Annotated in this window: 13 protein-coding genes; 3 read left to right on the top strand and 10 right to left on the bottom strand. The window is 61.9% G+C overall.

Translation table 11 applies throughout. The features are described from left to right. Positions 1-16 precede the first annotated feature (16 nt). Genes ACYZT7_RS13550 through ACYZT7_RS13530 form a run of 5 tightly spaced genes read right to left on the bottom strand, consistent with a single transcriptional unit; the run spans position 17 to position 6,704 of the window. Positions 17-3,115: an error-prone DNA polymerase gene (locus tag ACYZT7_RS13550; RefSeq protein WP_462041404.1), complete on the bottom strand. Its 3,099-nt coding sequence runs from the start codon at positions 3,113-3,115 to the stop codon at positions 17-19. Beyond that, a complete protein-coding gene (locus ACYZT7_RS13545; protein ID WP_462041403.1) occupies positions 3,091-4,506 on the bottom strand; it encodes a Y-family DNA polymerase in 1,416 nt (471 codons plus the stop codon). The genes ACYZT7_RS13550 and ACYZT7_RS13545 overlap by 25 nt, the downstream gene beginning before the upstream one ends. A gap of 7 nt (positions 4,507-4,513) precedes the next feature. Next, positions 4,514-5,131, bottom strand: a complete 618-nt coding sequence (gene imuA, locus ACYZT7_RS13540; protein ID WP_462041402.1) for a translesion DNA synthesis-associated protein ImuA — start codon at positions 5,129-5,131, stop codon at positions 4,514-4,516. Continuing rightward, on the bottom strand, positions 5,131-5,748 hold the full coding sequence (gene lexA, locus ACYZT7_RS13535; RefSeq protein ID WP_282375996.1) for a transcriptional repressor LexA: 618 nt from the start codon (positions 5,746-5,748) through the stop codon (positions 5,131-5,133). The genes imuA and lexA overlap by 1 nt, the downstream gene beginning before the upstream one ends. A gap of 38 nt (positions 5,749-5,786) precedes the next feature. Then, positions 5,787-6,704, bottom strand: coding sequence for a LysR family transcriptional regulator (locus ACYZT7_RS13530; protein WP_462041401.1), 918 nt, complete (start codon positions 6,702-6,704; stop codon positions 5,787-5,789). A 103-nt stretch (positions 6,705-6,807) separates the two neighbouring features. Between ACYZT7_RS13530 and ACYZT7_RS13525 the strand changes: the two genes are divergently transcribed. Next, a complete protein-coding gene (locus tag ACYZT7_RS13525; RefSeq protein WP_462041400.1) occupies positions 6,808-8,550 on the top strand; it encodes an amidohydrolase in 1,743 nt (580 codons plus the stop codon). Between the two features lie 103 nt (positions 8,551-8,653). Beyond that, positions 8,654-9,391 (top strand): TorF family putative porin, encoded by a 738-nt coding sequence (locus ACYZT7_RS13520; protein ID WP_462041399.1) that lies wholly within the window; start codon positions 8,654-8,656, stop codon positions 9,389-9,391. A gap of 104 nt (positions 9,392-9,495) precedes the next feature. Here ACYZT7_RS13520 and ACYZT7_RS13515 read toward each other — a convergent pair whose 3' ends face one another. The 4 genes from ACYZT7_RS13515 to ACYZT7_RS13500 are packed head-to-tail and all read right to left on the bottom strand — an operon-like array spanning position 9,496 to position 12,357. Then, positions 9,496-9,771, bottom strand: coding sequence for a DUF971 domain-containing protein (locus ACYZT7_RS13515; protein WP_462041398.1), 276 nt, complete (start codon positions 9,769-9,771; stop codon positions 9,496-9,498). Beyond that, positions 9,768-10,730: a HEAT repeat domain-containing protein gene (locus tag ACYZT7_RS13510; RefSeq protein WP_462041397.1), complete on the bottom strand. Its 963-nt coding sequence runs from the start codon at positions 10,728-10,730 to the stop codon at positions 9,768-9,770. The genes ACYZT7_RS13515 and ACYZT7_RS13510 overlap by 4 nt, the downstream gene beginning before the upstream one ends. Next, the gene (locus tag ACYZT7_RS13505; protein ID WP_462041396.1) at positions 10,727-11,575 is read right to left on the bottom strand and encodes an ABC transporter ATP-binding protein; all 849 of its coding nucleotides are present in this window, start codon (positions 11,573-11,575) and stop codon (positions 10,727-10,729) included. The genes ACYZT7_RS13510 and ACYZT7_RS13505 overlap by 4 nt, the downstream gene beginning before the upstream one ends. Next, entirely contained in the window at positions 11,575-12,357 is a 783-nt protein-coding gene (locus ACYZT7_RS13500; protein ID WP_462041395.1) for an ABC transporter permease, read from the bottom strand. The genes ACYZT7_RS13505 and ACYZT7_RS13500 overlap by 1 nt, the downstream gene beginning before the upstream one ends. Positions 12,358-12,444: 87 nt before the next feature. Here ACYZT7_RS13500 and ACYZT7_RS13495 point away from each other — a divergent pair. Next, positions 12,445-13,625 (top strand): IS3 family transposase gene (locus ACYZT7_RS13495; protein WP_462037539.1). Its coding sequence is split into 2 segments (ribosomal slippage): positions 12,445-12,709 and positions 12,709-13,625, totalling 1,182 coding nucleotides; the frame shifts between segments, so codons are not numbered across the junction. A gap of 214 nt (positions 13,626-13,839) precedes the next feature. On the opposite strand, the gene ACYZT7_RS13490 is transcribed toward ACYZT7_RS13495, so the two are convergent. After that, the gene (locus ACYZT7_RS13490) at positions 13,840-15,246 is read right to left on the bottom strand and encodes an ABC transporter substrate-binding protein (RefSeq protein WP_462041394.1); all 1,407 of its coding nucleotides are present in this window, start codon (positions 15,244-15,246) and stop codon (positions 13,840-13,842) included. Positions 15,247-15,400 lie beyond the last annotated feature (154 nt).

Below are 15,400 nucleotides of genomic sequence, written 5' to 3'. Positions count from 1 at the left end.
GTGATCGTTCCCACGGTCAACGAAAATCCCGGCTGCGCACACTGATGCCGTCGAGCAATGGACTCAGGTCGCTCAACCGTCCGGCAATCAAATGCCGCACCTCGCCTTCCTTTTCCCAGCGCCCATCAACCTTGAGCAACTGCGAGCCGACCAATACCTGGCGCTGCCGGTCGGCCAGGTCGCGCCAGACCACCACGTTGACATTGCCGAACTCATCTTCAAGGGTGACAAAGGTCACGCCACTGGCGGTACCTGGACGTTGCCGACCGGTCACCAGCCCGGCGACGCTGACCGGTCTTCCATGCTCGACATCCAGCAGTTCTTTCGAGCTGCGGCAGCGGCGGGCTTGCAATTCACCGCGCAGCAACGCCAGCGGATGCGGACCGAGGGTGGTGCCGACACTGTTGTAATCGGCTAGCAGGTCCTCGCCCACGGTGGGTTTGGGCAACGACACCGCGCCCTCCTCCTGACTCGGCAGACTGGCAAACAAGCCGAGCTGCTTCTGTACACCCGCCACTTCCCAGCGCGCCCGATGACGGTCGCCCGCCAGTCCACGCAGCGCACCGGCATCGGCCAGTTGCTCCTGGGCGCGGGCATCGAGTCGTGCCCGCTCGCCGAGGTCGGCGATGTCGATAAACGCCCCCTTCGACCTCGCCGTTTCGATGCGCCGGGCATCGTCCTCGCGAAAGCCCTTGATCATCCGCAACCCCATGCGAATCGCCGGCTGGGCACCGGTGATCGGTTCCAGGCTCCAATCCCAGTCACTGGCACGCACGTCCACCGGGCGAATCTGCAAATGATGCCGGCGCGCGTCCTGCAGAATCTGGTCCGGGCTGTAAAACCCCATGGGCCAGCTGTTGATCAGCGCACAGGCGAAGGCCGCCGGCTCGTGGCATTTCAACCAGCAACTGGCGTAAGTCAGCAAGGCGAAACTGGCGGCGTGTGACTCGGGAAAACCGTAGCTGCCGAAGCCTTTGATTTGCTCGAAAATCTGCGCGGCAAATTCTGCCGTGTAGCCGTTTTTCTTCATCCCGGCGGCCAAGCGATCCTTGTGCGGTTCGAGCCCACCGTGGCGTTTCCAGGCGGCCATGGAGCGGCGCAACTGATCGGCCTCGCCTGGGCTGTAGTCGGCGGCGACAATCGCAATCTGCATCACCTGTTCCTGGAACAGCGGCACGCCCAGCGTACGCTTGAGCACGACTTCCAGTGCCGGGGACGGATAGACCTCGGGTTCTTCCTTGTTTCGGCGTCGCAGGTACGGATGCACCATCCCGCCCTGAATCGGCCCCGGACGGACGATCGCCACCTCGATCACCAGGTCATAGAAGGTCCGGGGTTTGAGCCTCGGCAGCATCGACATCTGCGCCCGGGACTCGATCTGAAACACGCCGATGGTGTCGGCACGACCGATCATGTCGTAGGTTTGCGAGTCTTCGGACGGGATCGTCGCCAGGCTCAGGTCCCGATGGCGATGGCGACGCAACAGATCGAAACAACGACGGATCGCACTGAGCATGCCGAGGGCCAGGATATCCACCTTGAGCAGCCCGACCGCATCCAGATCATCCTTGTCCCACTGGATGATGGTGCGCTCGGCCATGGCGGCGTTTTCCACCGGGACCAGGCTGTCCAGAGGCTGCTCGGAAATCACGAAACCGCCGGGGTGCTGGGACAGGTGTCGGGGGAAACCGATCAGTTGCCCCGTCAGGCTCAGCACCCGGCGCAGTACCGGGCTCTCGGGATCGAACCCGCCTTCAAGCAGGCGTTCCACGGGCGGTGTTGCATCACTCCAGTGGCCACAGCAATCGGCCAGGGCGTTGATCTGATCCGGCGGCAACCCCAAGGCCTTGGCCACATCACGCACCGCGCCGGCCGCATGATACGTGCTGACCACTGCCGTCAGCGCCGCGCGGGCTCGGCCATAACGCTGGAACACGTACTGCAAGACTTCTTCGCGACGCTCATGCTCGAAATCGACGTCGATGTCCGGCGGCTCGTTGCGTTCCCTGGAGAGGAAGCGCTCGAACAACAGCGTGGTGCGATCCGGATCGATTTCCGTGATGCCCAAGGCAAAACACACCGCCGAGTTGGCCGCCGAACCACGGCCCTGACACAGGATTTTTTGCTCACGGGCGAATCGCACAATGTCGTGAACCGTCAGGAAATAGCTTTCGTAGCCCAGCTCGGCGATCAGCTCCAGTTCCTTGTCGATCTGCGTCAGCACCTTGGTCTGCGGGCCTTTTGACCAGCGCCACGCGATGCCCTCTTCGGTCAGATGCCGCAGCCAGGACGTGGCTGTCTGGCCTTGCGGTACCAACTCCCGGGGATATTGATAACGCAACTGACCGAGGTCGAAGGTGCAGCGTCGGGCGATGTTCAGCGTTTCGTCGAGCAATGCTTGCGGATAGATCGATTGCAGCGCATCGAGACTGCGCACATGCCGCTCGCCATTGGGATGAAGACGCAACCCGGCCTCCGCCACCGGCACGTGATGACGGATCGCGGTCATGGTGTCCTGCAAGGCGCGTCGGCCGCGAGCGTGCATGTGCACATCGCCGCTGGCCACTGCCGGGATTCGCAGTTCGCCCGCCAGGGTCAGCAGCGCAGCCAGCCGTCGGGTATCGTCCTGGCCGCGATGTAGCTGGACGGCCAGCCACAGGCGTTCGGCGAAGGTCTGCTTCAGCCAGTGACCCTGTTCAACGTCATCGACAGCGTCCGGCACCCACAACGCCAACAGCCCCGGCAGGGGTTCGCTGAAGTCTTCCCGCAGCACTTGATACTGGCCTTTCTGCGCTCGGCGTCGGGCTCGGGTAATCAGTCGGCACAGGGTTTGGTAACCCTCGAGGTTTTCCACCAGCAGCACCAGTTTCGGGCCGTTCTCGATCCGCACTTCGCTGCCAATGATCAGCGGCAGCGCCACGGATTTGGCCGCTTGCCAGGCGCGGACGATACCGGCCAGGGTGCATTCATCGGTGATTGCCAAGGCCTGATAGCCCTGTTTTTTCGCCCGCTGAAAGAGTTCGAGGGTACTGGAAGCACCGCGCTGGAAACTGAAGTTCGACAGGCAGTGCAGTTCGGCGTAATCGATGCTCATGCGAACCACCCCTGCAGCCACAACCGGCCGTCCTCACCGACCGCACGATAGGCCCAGCCCTGCTGGCCAGAGCGGGTTTCGATCAGGAAGTAATCGCGGCGCACATCGTCACCGTCCCACCACCCGGACTCGATGCGTTCCGGCCCCATTAGGATGCGCGTCGAACCTTGGTGCACCGCCAGCGGTTCAGTCAGCAGCCAGCCCGGTCGTTGCACGGCAGGCAGCCCGCCACAACGCTGACTGTCGACACTGGCCTGCCACGCGCATTCCGGCCGGTGATCGGCCTGGAACCGCAATCCCTGCACCGCGTCATCCCCCAACCGCGCGCGCAAGCGTTCGCGCAGTTGCTCCCAGGGCAAGGACTGCTGCGGGCGGTCGTCGAACAGCTCCTGATACTGGGGAACGAAGGCCGGCAAGTCTTCGGCGCGCAGACGAAAACCGCGCACCGGGGCCTCGACCTGGACATGCTCCAACCGGCCTCGGGCCAGTTCAAAGAGCATCGCTGGATCACGTTCGGCGCTGAGCAGGCCGACCTTGATGAGGGTGTCCGGCAACCCGGCATGCTCCAGGTGCAGGTCGAAACGCTGCACGCCGCTGTCCCGCCCGCAAAGAAACGTCGACAGGTCACCGGTCAATCGGCGTAACGGAAACAGCAGCGCCTGATGGGACTGCACATCGAAGTTGAGCTCGATGCGCACATCGAAGCGGTCCGGCGGCAGGTAGAACGTCAGCGCCAGCCGCCGTAACCCAAGCAAGGTGTCCAGATGCTTGAGCACCTGGGCCTCGAAACGCCGGGCCAGACTATGGCGAGGCAACGCCTGAACCTGACTCAAGGTTCGCAGCCCCATGCGCGACAACGCTGTGGCGACGCTGGTCTCCAGCCCGATCCGGTCGATGGGCAACTGCCCAAGATGATGGTGCAAGGCTTGATCGTCGGGCACCACCAGACCGTCATACGCGTTGGCCAGTACCCGCGCGGCCACCGGGTTGGGCGCGGCAACAATCCGATGGCGAAACCCCAGTTCGCCGAGCTCGGTCCGTAACCGCGCCTCGAATTGCGGCCAGGCGCCGAACAATCCCAGGCTGGACTCGATTTCAAACACCACCGCACGCGGGTAATGCACGCTGACCTGAGCGCTGAAGCGGTAGGCCCATGCAGCCAGAAACTGCTGCCAGTGTTCGATCTCGGCGGCGTCGTATTCGGCCGTGGCAAATCCTTTGCTTAGCGCCTGCGCGGCGGTCATCGACTGGCCGGGACGCAATCCCAGCGCTCGCGCCGAACCGTTGACCGCCTGCAACACCCGACGCTGGGCCGGGCCGGTCAGCAGCGCCAGCGGCGCATCGGGATCGGAGCGCTGACGCAGTACCGCGTCCAACGCCAATTGCGGGAAAAGAATGCAGACCCAGCGCATGGCAACCTCAATGCCCCACGGGAAAGGCAATTGGCGCCGAGCGCGCCAACCCGCCCCGGCACTTGAGCACTCGCAATTGCGCAGGCTTGGCGTCGATGGCAATGCGCAAAGCGGCTGGCGAAGGGTTGATGGCTTCATTGATCGAGCGATAGGCGAACGCCAGGGTCTGGCCGGTTTCCGCGGCCACCTGCAAGCGGCGCAACGCTCGATCATCAGCCTTGTGCGGCCAGCACAGCACCGCACCGCAACTGCCCGAACGCAGGCATTGTTCGGCCGCCCACAGCGCATCGCGCTCGCTCGCCTGGATGATCGACAACTGGCGCAGATCGACCCCGGCGTTCTGCCAGGCCTGGGGGTACGGCACGTAAGGCGGCGCCACCAACACGATGCGCTCGCCAGCGGCCGACAACCGCGCCAGCGCCGGCCACACCAGTTGCAATTCACCGACGCCCTGCCCGGCCAAAAGGATTTCGGTCAGCGCCGCTTCCGGCCAACCGCCAGTAGGCAACGCCGCATCCAGCGCGGCATGCCCGGTGGGTTGGGGGCTGACGGCCGGTGGCGCAGGTCGGCCCTTCCAGACCTGGCCGCCATTGAACAGCGTATCCAGCGCAACGACGGCGCCCATCACCCTTGCCTCACCAGACCGCAGAACACCCCTTCGATGGCCAGGTCCTGATCGGCGTCGACGATGATCGGCTTATAGGCCGGGTTGCGCGGCAGCAATCGGACAACGTCGCCGACTCGCTCGAAACGTTTGATGGTGACTTCGCCGTCGAGTCGCGCGACGACGATCTGGCCGTTGACCGCCTCGGGATTGCGGTGCACGCCGACCAGATCGCCGTCGAGAATGCCGTCCTCGATCATCGAGTCGCCCTGGACCCGCAGCATGTAATCCGGCACCCGCGAGAAGATCGACGGGTCGAGCAGCAAGCGGCTGTGAACCTCGGCATCGGCACCGATCGGCGCACCCGCCGCCACCCGACCGAGTACCGGAATGTCCAGCAACTCGGGCCGCGCCGGTTGCCCGAGCAAACGAATGCCCCGGGCCTGATGCGCATTGACCTCGATGAAACCGGCCTCGGTCAGCGCCAGCACATGCTTGCGCGCCACGCTGCGGGAGGCGAAACCGAACGCCTCGCTGATTTCAGCGAGGCTCGGGGACTGACCGTGCTCGGCGATTCGATCGCGGATAAAAGTCAGGATGGCGGTACGGCGGGGAGTTAAAGTCGTCATGGAGTACATTTGTACTCTTTTGCCTTTTTCCTGACAAGGACCGCCAGTCAGCTCAAGCCACGAGACGCCAGAAAACCTGCGATGTAATCGATGAAAGCCACCACTTTGGCGGTCGCCCGTCGATGGCTCGGGTACACCGCCAGAATGTGCGCGCCGAAGCTGTCCGGATCGATGTCGTAGTCGGCCATCACCCGCACCAGTCGACCGTCGGCCAGATACGGCGCGGCACTCCACAGCGGCGTGTGCAGCAACCCGCGCCCCGCCAGCGCGTTGGCCAGCAGCAGGTCGTAATTGTCGCTGCGCAAACGCGGCGCCTGCGGTTGCGGCAGGCTCAAACGCTGGCCGTCGCGCTCGGCCCACCAGAATTCGCGGCTGAGCAACGGATGGCGATACAGCAACCATTCATGGTCATCGAGGGTTTGCGCAGTCACCGGCAGCCCCTTGCGCGCCAGATAAGCCGGGCTGCCGCACAACGCCAGACGGTTACTGCCGACGACGCGGGCGATCAACCCCGGCAAGTCGTCATGACCTTCGCGCAACGCCAGGTCGTAGCCACTTTCCAGCAGATTGACGAACTCATCGCACAGGTCCACTTGTAGATTGATCTGCGGGTATTGCTCCAGAAAACCGCCACACACCTGGTCGAGAAAGGCCTGCCCATAGGCCAGCGGCGCAGTGATTTTCAGACTGCCGCGCAAGCCATGCTGCATTTGCTCGATTTCCTCGCCGGCCTCCTCCAACCGTTGCAATACCTGACGCGCGGTTTCCAGGTAGAGCCGCCCCACTTCCGTCAGCAGAATCCGTCGGGTACTGCGCTCGAACAGCCGGGCGCCGAGCTCGGCTTCCAGGTGATTGACCGCTTTGGTCAGGGCCGAAGGCGTCTTGCCCAGTTGCTCGGCGGCGCGGCTGAAACTGCCCAATTGCGCCGTAACCACGAACATTTTCAATGCACCCAGCTTGTCCATTCTTTTTCCATTCAGGCAAAAACGTTTTTCGTAAGTGAGGCGTTCTGCTTGCCGTGACAAGCCACTAATCTGGCCATCAGACGCAATAACAAGGAAACATTCAATGAAAAGATTCATCCCGAATCTATTGATGGTGGCAGTGAGTTTTGCCTCGTTGGAAGCCATGGCTGCGACTGATCTGGTGTTGCTGAACGGCAAGATTTTCACCGCCGACCGCAGCCAACCCAAGGTTCAGGCGTTGGCGGTGCAGGACGGCAAAGTGTTGCAGGTCGGCAGCGATGCGCAGATCAAGGCCTTGATCGAGTCGGGAACCAAAGTCATCGATCTGGGCGGCAAGACCCTGATGCCCGGCCTGATCGACAGCCATTCCCACGCGATTTTCGGCGGTCTGGAAATGGCCTCGGCCAACATGGAAGACGAGGTGGTCGACCTCTTTGAGCTGGAAAAACGCCTGCGCGCATGGCGTGACGATGGCAAAGCGAAACATGGTGATGTGCTGAGCGTGGCCGGCATGAGTTCCGCTTACTGGGCTCAGGCCGAGGCCTTCGGCAAGACCTTCAACACAGGGGAATGGGCCGAAGTGCCCGTGGTGTTCACCGGCAGCGACCACCACACTGCGTGGGCCAACGACGTCATGCTCAAGCGCGCCGGCATTGATGCGGCGCTGCTGAAAAACCTGCCGGACGCCGAAAAAGACACCGTCGGCAAGCGCGTCGATGGCAGTCCCAACGGGTTCCTGGTCGACGCCGGTTGGGATCGCGTCGCGTCAAAAATGCCGGTGCCGAGCGCCGCCGACATGCTGAAGGCCGCGCAAACCGCGGTGCGTTACAACAACAGTCTCGGCATCACCGCCTGGATGGACCCCGCTGCCAACGCCGCACCCGGCGAACCCGTGTTTGCGCTCAAGCCCACGGAGAAAACCGTCGGCGTGCTGCCAGTGTACAAAGCGCTAGCCGAAACGGGTGGCCTGAGCGCCCATGTCGCCGCGCTGCTGGTGGCCAATCCGAAAAGCGTCCCGGCCGATCTCGACACGCTGGACAAGGTCCGCCAGCAATTCCAGGGCATCCCCAACCTGACCTTGCCCGGTATCAAGATCTTCGCCGACGGCGTGATCGAGTACCCGGCGCAGAGTGCGGCAATGATCGATCCGTACAACAACTCCCGCAAACAGGGCGAACTGCTGATCGATCCGAAGCATTTCGGCGAACTGGTCAGCGCAATCGATCAACGCGGTTGGCTGGTGCACATCCACGCCATCGGCGACCGGGCGGTGCGTGAATCACTGAACGGCATTGCCCAGGCGCGCAAGGATCGTCAAAGCGGCGTGACGCACTCGATCACTCACTTGCAAATGGTCAATCCAAAAGAGTTTGCGCGGTTCAAACCGCTCAATGTGATTGCCTCGATGCAACTGCTGTGGGCCTCGGCCGACGAATACACGCTGGACATGATCAAGCCTTACGTCAGCGCGCTCGCCTTCCGTTATCAGTACCCGGCACATTCGCTGCTCAAGCAGGGCGCGACCATTGCTGGCGCCAGTGACTGGGCGGTGTCTTCTCCGAATCCATGGAACGCCATGGCCCAGGCCATCACCCGCGAAGGTCCGCTGGGTGTGCTGAATGCCGATGAACGCATCGACCGCGAAACGATGTTTTACGCCTACACCCTGAACGCCGCCCGCACCATCGGGTTAGAGAAGCAAATCGGTTCGTTGAGCCCCGGCAAGCAAGCCGACTTCATCGTGCTGGACCGTGACGTGTTCAGCGTCGACAACAAAGCCCTGCACGACACCCAAGTACTACAAACCTGGTTCGCCGGGCGCGAAGTTTACGCACCGACTCTCTAAGAACAATCACCTGAAACCACTGCCCGCCCCGCGCTCATCGCCGGGGTTCGGCAAGCCTTGCCCAAAAAAAGCCCATAACAATCACAATAACGGGACGCACCCCATGAAAGCTTTCACCCTGTTCGCCCTCGGCTCCTTGAGTTTGCTGCCCTTGAGCAGCCAGGCCCTCCCCTTGAATGAGGATTTCGCGGTGCTGGTCGACCTGACCCTGGCCAGCGACTACCGCACCCGCGGCATCTCGCAAACCCAGAACGACCCCGCCGTACAAGCCGGCGTGACCCTGGCCCACAGCACAGGCTTATACCTGGGCGCATGGAGTTCGAACGTCGACTTCGGCGGCGGCCTGAAAACCCGGCAGGAAATCGACTACTACGCCGGTTGGCTCTGGCAAGCCACCGACGCCGTCAGCCTGGACGTCGGCTATCTCAAATACGCCTACCCAAAGGAAAGTCAGTTCAACCAGGGCGAGACCTACGCAATCCTCAACGTTTACGGCGTGAAGCTGGCGGCCTATTACTCCGCAGATGCGCCTGGCATCGACAGCAAACAGAGTTCGCTCTACAGCTACGTTGGCTATGAAACCGAGTTGCCTTACGACACAGGCCTGAAACTGCGATACGGCAACATGGATTTCAAGGATCCGCACCTGTACTCGATGTCGGGCCATGCCGAAGACTCGTACCGCGAATGGGAAGTCAAACTGTCCCACGACCTGGCCGGTGTGATGCTGGGCTTGAGTTACATCGACACCGATCTGTCGAAAAGCCAGTGCGCCAGCAACTGGGGCTTCGACGATGTCTGCAGCGCCACGGTGGTGGCGAGTATCAGCAAATCCTTCTGACAGCCATTGACCCTGTGGAGCGAGCGGTGCGGCGATCCGACTTGCCCGCGAAGGCGGTGTGTCAGGTAAATCGCTTTCGCGGGCAAGCCTCGCTCCTACAGGGTCTAAGTCAGTCCGGAGAGATAGGACCAGGGGTAGATTCCGCGCTCGTGGCCGTCGCTGAAGATCAGTTGCAGGCCGTAGCCCTGGGAATTGAGTTCGACGACACGGATACGCTCATCTACGTTCACCGTCAGCCCCTGCAGACGAAACGCCCGGCATTGCGAGCACGGGCATTGGCGGCGCAATTCAGCGTGGTCCAGCAACTGTTCGCGGCCGTCCGGCCAGTTCAACCGCAGCTGTTGTTTGCTCTGGGAATTGCCAATCGCCACCGGGTTCATTGCAGCTGACTCAAAGCAATGCGCACGGCTTTGCGCACTTCCGGATCACCGTCGTCCTGCGCGGCCTGCAAGGGTGCGATGGCGCCTCGATCATTCAACTCTCCGAGCGCCAGGGCGGCTTCCTTGCGCAGGTTGCTGATGCGATGGCCGAGGGTTTCGATCAACGCATCGAGGGCCGGGACGTAACGCAAACGGCCGAGGCTGCGGGTGGCGCGCAGGCGCACTTGCCAGTAATCGTCACTCAAGGCTTCGACCAAGGCCGGGCCGGCGTCGACGTGCCCGACCTTGCCCAGCGTGGTCGCGGCTTCTTCGCGGACTTGCCAGGCTGCATCCTGCAAGGCGTGGCGCAGCGCCGGCAGCACGTGGGCGTCGGAGGCCAGGCCAAGGGCACCGGTGGCGGCGCGGCGGACTTCGGTGTCCGGGTCGTGACTGGCCAATCGAGCAAGCGCCGGCAAGGCATCGAGCTGCTTGAGCCAGCCGAGTACGCCGACGGCTTCGCGGCGGACACTGGCGTCTTCGTCGGTCAATGCCCCTAACGCGGCAGCGGTGGCATCGGCAAAGCGCAACTCGCGCAAGGCACGGAAAGCGGCGATGCGCACGTTAATGTCGGCATGCCCGGTCCACGGCAGAATCACCCTGCCCGCCGCCTCGGTCTTGAGCAGGCTGAGGCTTTGCGCGGCGGCAGCTTGCACGGCTTGGGACGGATCGGTCAGCGCCCGGCACAGCGCTTCGACCACAGGTGTGTCCTCCCAGGCTTCGAGCAATCGAGCGGCCTCGGCGCGGACTTCTTCGGTCGGGTCTTCAGCCAGTCGATTGACCAGCCAAAGCAGACCGTCCGGTTCTTCAAGATCGGCCAGTTCGATCAGCGCTATCCGGCGCACGACGGGGTCGTCATCGGTCAGGCGCGGTTGCAGGGCGAGAATGTCGTCGTTATCGGTTACATCGAATAGAGAGGTCATAGGGCAAATCGCGGCAGTTTGTTTTCAAGGGGAAGTCCGAGAGGGTTCAGGCGCGGTAACTGCCGACCGTCTTCGTGACGCAGCAACTCGAGGCAATGACGCTTCAAGCGGGAGAACTCGTGGCTGGTGACCAGTTCGGTGGTGCGTGGCCGTGGGAAATCGAGGCGCAGGTCTTCGATGATCCGGCCCGGGCGCGAACTCATGACCAGCAGCCGATCGGCGAGGAACAGCGCTTCATCGATGTCATGGGTGACGAACACCACGGTGGTGCGAATTCGTGTCCAGATGTCCAGCAGCAGCTCCTGCATGTTCAACCGGGTCAGGGCATCGAGGGCGCCGAAGGGTTCGTCCATCAGCAACAGGCGCGGGCGGTTGATCAGCACCCGGGCGATTTCTACCCGTTGCTGCATGCCACCGGAGAGTTGGTCAGGCCAGCGTTCGGCAAACCCTTCGAGGCCCACCAGTGCAAGGATTTCGTCGGCAGCTTTGTGGCGTTCGGCTTTGCCGATGCCGCGCATTTTCAGGCCGAAAGCAACGTTGTCGCGCACGGTGCGCCAAGGGAACAGCGTGTGGTGCTGGAACACCATGCCGCGTTGCGGCGATGGGCCCAAGACCTGCGCACCGTCGACTTTCAGCGTGCCGGTTCGCGGCTGCAGATGGCCGGCCAGCGCGCCGAGCAAGGTCGATTTTCCGCAGCCGGACGGTCCGAGAATGCACACGAATTGCCCCGGTTCGATCTGGCAATCCAGGCCTTGCACGGCTTCGAAGGCTTGCTTGTCTTCGCCGAGGACGATGGACAATTGTCGGATGTCGATCCGCCCTTCAGGGGTTTGCATGATGCTCATCAGGCTTTTCCTCGTGGTCGATGCCAGGGCGTGAACAACCCGCCCAGCCGTTTGATCAGCCAACTGCTGCCCATCCCCAGCAGGCCAATCAGCAACATGCCGACCACGATGTCGGCGTAGTTCTGGATGGTGTAGGACTCCCAGGTGTAATAGCCGATGCCGTACTGGCCGGAGATCATTTCGGCGGTCACCAGGCAGAACCACGAGGTGCCCATGCCGATTGCAAGACCGGTAATGATGCTCGGCGCAGCGCCCGGCAGGATCACCTCCAGCAGAATCGCCCGGCGCCCTGCCCCGAGGCTTTTCGCCGAGGCGATCAGCCGTGGGTCGACGCCTTCAACGCCGTGCACGGTGTTGAGCAAAATCGGGAACAGTGCGCCGGTGAAGGTGATGAAGACCATCGACAGCTCTGACGATGGGAACATCAGGATCGCCAGTGGAATCCAGGCGACTGCGGGGATTGGGCGCAGGACTTCCAGCGGTGGCAGCAGCAGATCTTCGGCCCATTTCGAGCGACCGATGGCCAGGCCCAAAGCGATGCCGATGATCAGCGCCGCGAGGTAACCGGCGAAGACCCGGCTGAGGCTGCTGCTCAGGTGTTGCGCGAGCTTGCCGGAGTCGCCGAGGCCGAGGGCGGCTTGGATGACCGCCAGCGGCGTCGGGACGTTGGCGAAGGTGACCAGGCCGAGGTTCCAGTGGTGACTGGCGGCGAGTTGCCAGAATAGGAGGCAGAGCAGTAAGGAGGCTGCTCGGGGGATCCAGCGGGTTGGCGATTTGGGCATGTCGGGTTCCAGTTGTAGATGGTTGCAGTGGTCTAATTTCCCCAGACACCCCGATAGGTGGAAAATACATCTACCGAGGAGTTTTTCATGACCGACAAACGCAGAACATTCGACGAGAGCTTCAAGCTACAAGTCGTGAAGATGATCAAGGACCAAGGCGTGACCGTTCCGCAGGTCTGCCTGGATCTCAATCTTGGTGAGACGGCTGTGCGCCGATGGGTGCGTCAGTACGATGCGGAGATACTGGGAGAGACCGGCATCGGTAAGCCATTGACCGCCGAGCAACAACGTATTCGCCAGCTGGAGCAGGAAAACCGCCAGCTCAAGATGGACAATGACATCTTAAAAAAGGCTACAGCCTTCTTTGCCCGCGAGCTGAAGTGACTTATCGGCTGGTCAAACAGTTGCAACAGAAGGCTTACTCCGTAGCGCATGTCTGTCGTGTACTCAACGTCAGTCGATCCGGTTTCTATGAGGCTCGCAAGCGTGTTGCTGCGCCGGCATCTATTTGTCCGGTTACGGTTCAGCTCAGGGCTTCGTTTGAGGAAAGTGGAGGCTGCTTCGGCAGCCGCCCGTTACGCAATGCGTTGCGTGGCAAGGGCATGGTGGTGGGTCTTTATAAAATCCGCCGATTGATGCGTGCCAACGGTCTGCGCTCGGCCTGGAAGCGCAAGTTTGTCCATACCACCGACAGCAACCATGACCTGCCCATTGCCGAAAATGTGCTCAACCGTCAGTTTGACCCCGTGGCGCCGAACAAGGCTTGGGTGGCTGACATTACCTACATCCGGACCCGCAGCGGCTGGTTATACCTGGCGGTGGTGTTGGACTTGTACTCCCGTAAAATCGTCGGCTGGTCCATGGCCCCGAACATGCCGGCGGAGTTGGTGTGTAGCGCAATGCAGTTGGCCATCGCGCAACGTCAACCGCCACCGGGCCTGATCGCTCACTCAGACCGTGGCAGCCAATACGCCAGCGCGAGCTATCGAGCGTTGCTGGCGCGAAATGACATGCAGCAAAGCATGAGCCGCAAAGGTAACTGTTGGGATAACGCGGTAATGGAACGCTTCTTCCTCAGCTTGAAAATGGAGCGAGTGTGGCGACGTGACTACGCAAACCACGGCGAAGCAATCCGCGACATTACTGAGTACATCGTTGGGTTTTACAACAACAAACGGCTGCACTCGAAACTAGGCTATTTGCCACCAACCGTTTACGAACGGGTGATGGCATCAAAACCACCTATCGAGGTGTCCGGAATTAGTTGACCACTACAGGTGCAGGACGGGAGAACCACCCCTCACCCCAACCCTCTCCCCAGTGGGGAGAGGGGGAAAGGGAGCCGATCTCCATGCTTTTCAAAGCCTGAGCTCGACTCGAGGTCGCAGGTCGCAGTACATCGCCCAAACACCTCGGTCAGTCCCCTCGCCCCTCTGGGGAGAGGGTTAGGGTGAGGGGTGGTTCTTGAGTCCACCTCACAACTCAGCGGCTGGCGACGGCCTGGGTGGTGGCGTCGGTGAAGTCGAAGACTTTTCCGCCCTGGGCCGTGGCGAACTGTTGAGCCTGCCCCTTCAGCAGAAACGCACTCAGCCCCCCCTTCGCATCACTGGCAAACCACGCCTGATCCGCCAGCAACTTGATCCCGCTGTCACTCGCCTGGGCATACACCGCGCGGATGTTTTTGCCTTCCTGCTTCAGGCTGGCCAACGCGGTGAACGCCGACTCCGCCGAGGCGTACTGCCGAACCTTCGGTTCACCTCGCACCCAAATCTCCGCCACATGACTGAAGTCGGTAATGGCTTTGCCGCTCAGCGCATCCACCGCCTTGAGCGGCGTCTGCCCGTAGTTGGCCAGTTGCGCCGTGTAATCCAGATTCGAGGCCTTGAACGCGGCGCGGATGTATTGGTCGTCGATGAAGGTATTGAGGTCCAACCCACGATCGGCTTTCTTCAACAGCTTGAGCGTATCAATGGCGGTCCCGACGGCCTGACGGTATTCCGGCTTCCAGCTCAGGTCGCGGGTTTGCACACCCAGCGGACCGTGGAACAGGTGATTGACCTCGGCATCGACGCCAGTGACCTTGGCAATCAACTCGCTGTATTTCTCAGGTTCTGCTGCGAGCAACTGATTGGCTTCGATGCTCGCCCGCAGGTAAGCCACGACGATTTCCGGGTACTTCTTCGCATAGGCCTGATCCACCAGCGCACCGTGGAAGGTCGGCGCATTGGCCTGGGCGCCGTCATAGATCTTGCGAGCGAAACCACGGCTGGGGAACAGTTCGGCGAACGGCACGAAGTCGGCGTGGGCATCGATCTTCCCGGCCTGCAACGCAGAGCCGGCGACTTCCGGCGGCTGAGCGATGATGTTCACGTCTTTCAGCGGATCCCAGCCTTGGGCAGCCACGGCCCGCAGCAACATGCCATGGGCCGTCGAGGCAAACGGCACGGAAATGGTTTTGCCCTTGAGCTCCGCCAGCGACTGCACGCTCGATGCGCTCGGCACCACGATGCCGTTGCCACTGCCCTTGATGCTGCCCGAGAGCACGCTGATAAACAGGCTGTGCTTGCCCGCGGTTTCGAACGCCACGCCGTTGAACGAACCGGGGAAATCGGCCATGGCGCCGAAGTCGAGTTTGCCGGCGACCATCTCGTTGGTCAGGGGCGCGCCGCTGGTGAAGTTCTTCCACTCCACCTCGTACTTGGCGTCTTTGTAGGGGCCATCGTGGGGCAGGTATTTGTCCAGCAAACCGAGCTCGCGAATCAACAGACCGCCGGCGGCGCAGTTGATGGTGGTGTCCTGGGTGCCGATGGCAATGCGGATGGTCTCGGCGGAAGCAGACAAGGTGAATGAAGCCAGTACCAGACCGGCTAATGCTGTACGCAATAACATATGTATTTCCCCTCGAATCATTTATTGGATGTTCGTCTCCGCCACGATCAGGGCGTGGTGGGAAACGAGGGGTGTTCTGAATCAAGCGTCCGGTGTTGCCGGGTAGCTTTTTGGTTGTTTGGGCTGGCCTCTTCGCGAGCAAGCTCGCTCCCAC

The organism is Pseudomonas sp. RT4P38, assembly GCF_054897765.1.
This window is presented reverse-complemented; position numbering and strand designations above follow the sequence as displayed.

What these genes read in the sequence shown, in the direction of transcription:
- ACYZT7_RS13545 (WP_462041403.1), bottom strand. Translation starts at nt 4,506, where the DNA reads ATGCGCTGGGTCTGCATTCTTTTCCCGCAATTGGCGTTGGACGCGGTA.
- imuA (WP_462041402.1), bottom strand. Translation starts at nt 5,131, where the DNA reads ATGGGCGCCGTCGTTGCGCTGGATACGCTGTTCAATGGCGGCCAGGTC.
- lexA (WP_282375996.1), bottom strand. Translation starts at nt 5,748, where the DNA reads ATGTACTCCATGACGACTTTAACTCCCCGCCGTACCGCCATCCTGACT.
- ACYZT7_RS13530 (WP_462041401.1), bottom strand. Translation starts at nt 6,704, where the DNA reads ATGGACAAGCTGGGTGCATTGAAAATGTTCGTGGTTACGGCGCAATTG.
- ACYZT7_RS13525 (WP_462041400.1), top strand. Translation starts at nt 6,808, where the DNA reads ATGAAAAGATTCATCCCGAATCTATTGATGGTGGCAGTGAGTTTTGCC.
- ACYZT7_RS13520 (WP_462041399.1), top strand. Translation starts at nt 8,654, where the DNA reads ATGAAAGCTTTCACCCTGTTCGCCCTCGGCTCCTTGAGTTTGCTGCCC.
- ACYZT7_RS13515 (WP_462041398.1), bottom strand. Translation starts at nt 9,771, where the DNA reads ATGAACCCGGTGGCGATTGGCAATTCCCAGAGCAAACAACAGCTGCGG.
- ACYZT7_RS13510 (WP_462041397.1), bottom strand. Translation starts at nt 10,730, where the DNA reads ATGACCTCTCTATTCGATGTAACCGATAACGACGACATTCTCGCCCTG.
- ACYZT7_RS13505 (WP_462041396.1), bottom strand. Translation starts at nt 11,575, where the DNA reads ATGAGCATCATGCAAACCCCTGAAGGGCGGATCGACATCCGACAATTG.
- ACYZT7_RS13500 (WP_462041395.1), bottom strand. Translation starts at nt 12,357, where the DNA reads ATGCCCAAATCGCCAACCCGCTGGATCCCCCGAGCAGCCTCCTTACTG.
- ACYZT7_RS13490 (WP_462041394.1), bottom strand. Translation starts at nt 15,246, where the DNA reads ATGTTATTGCGTACAGCATTAGCCGGTCTGGTACTGGCTTCATTCACC.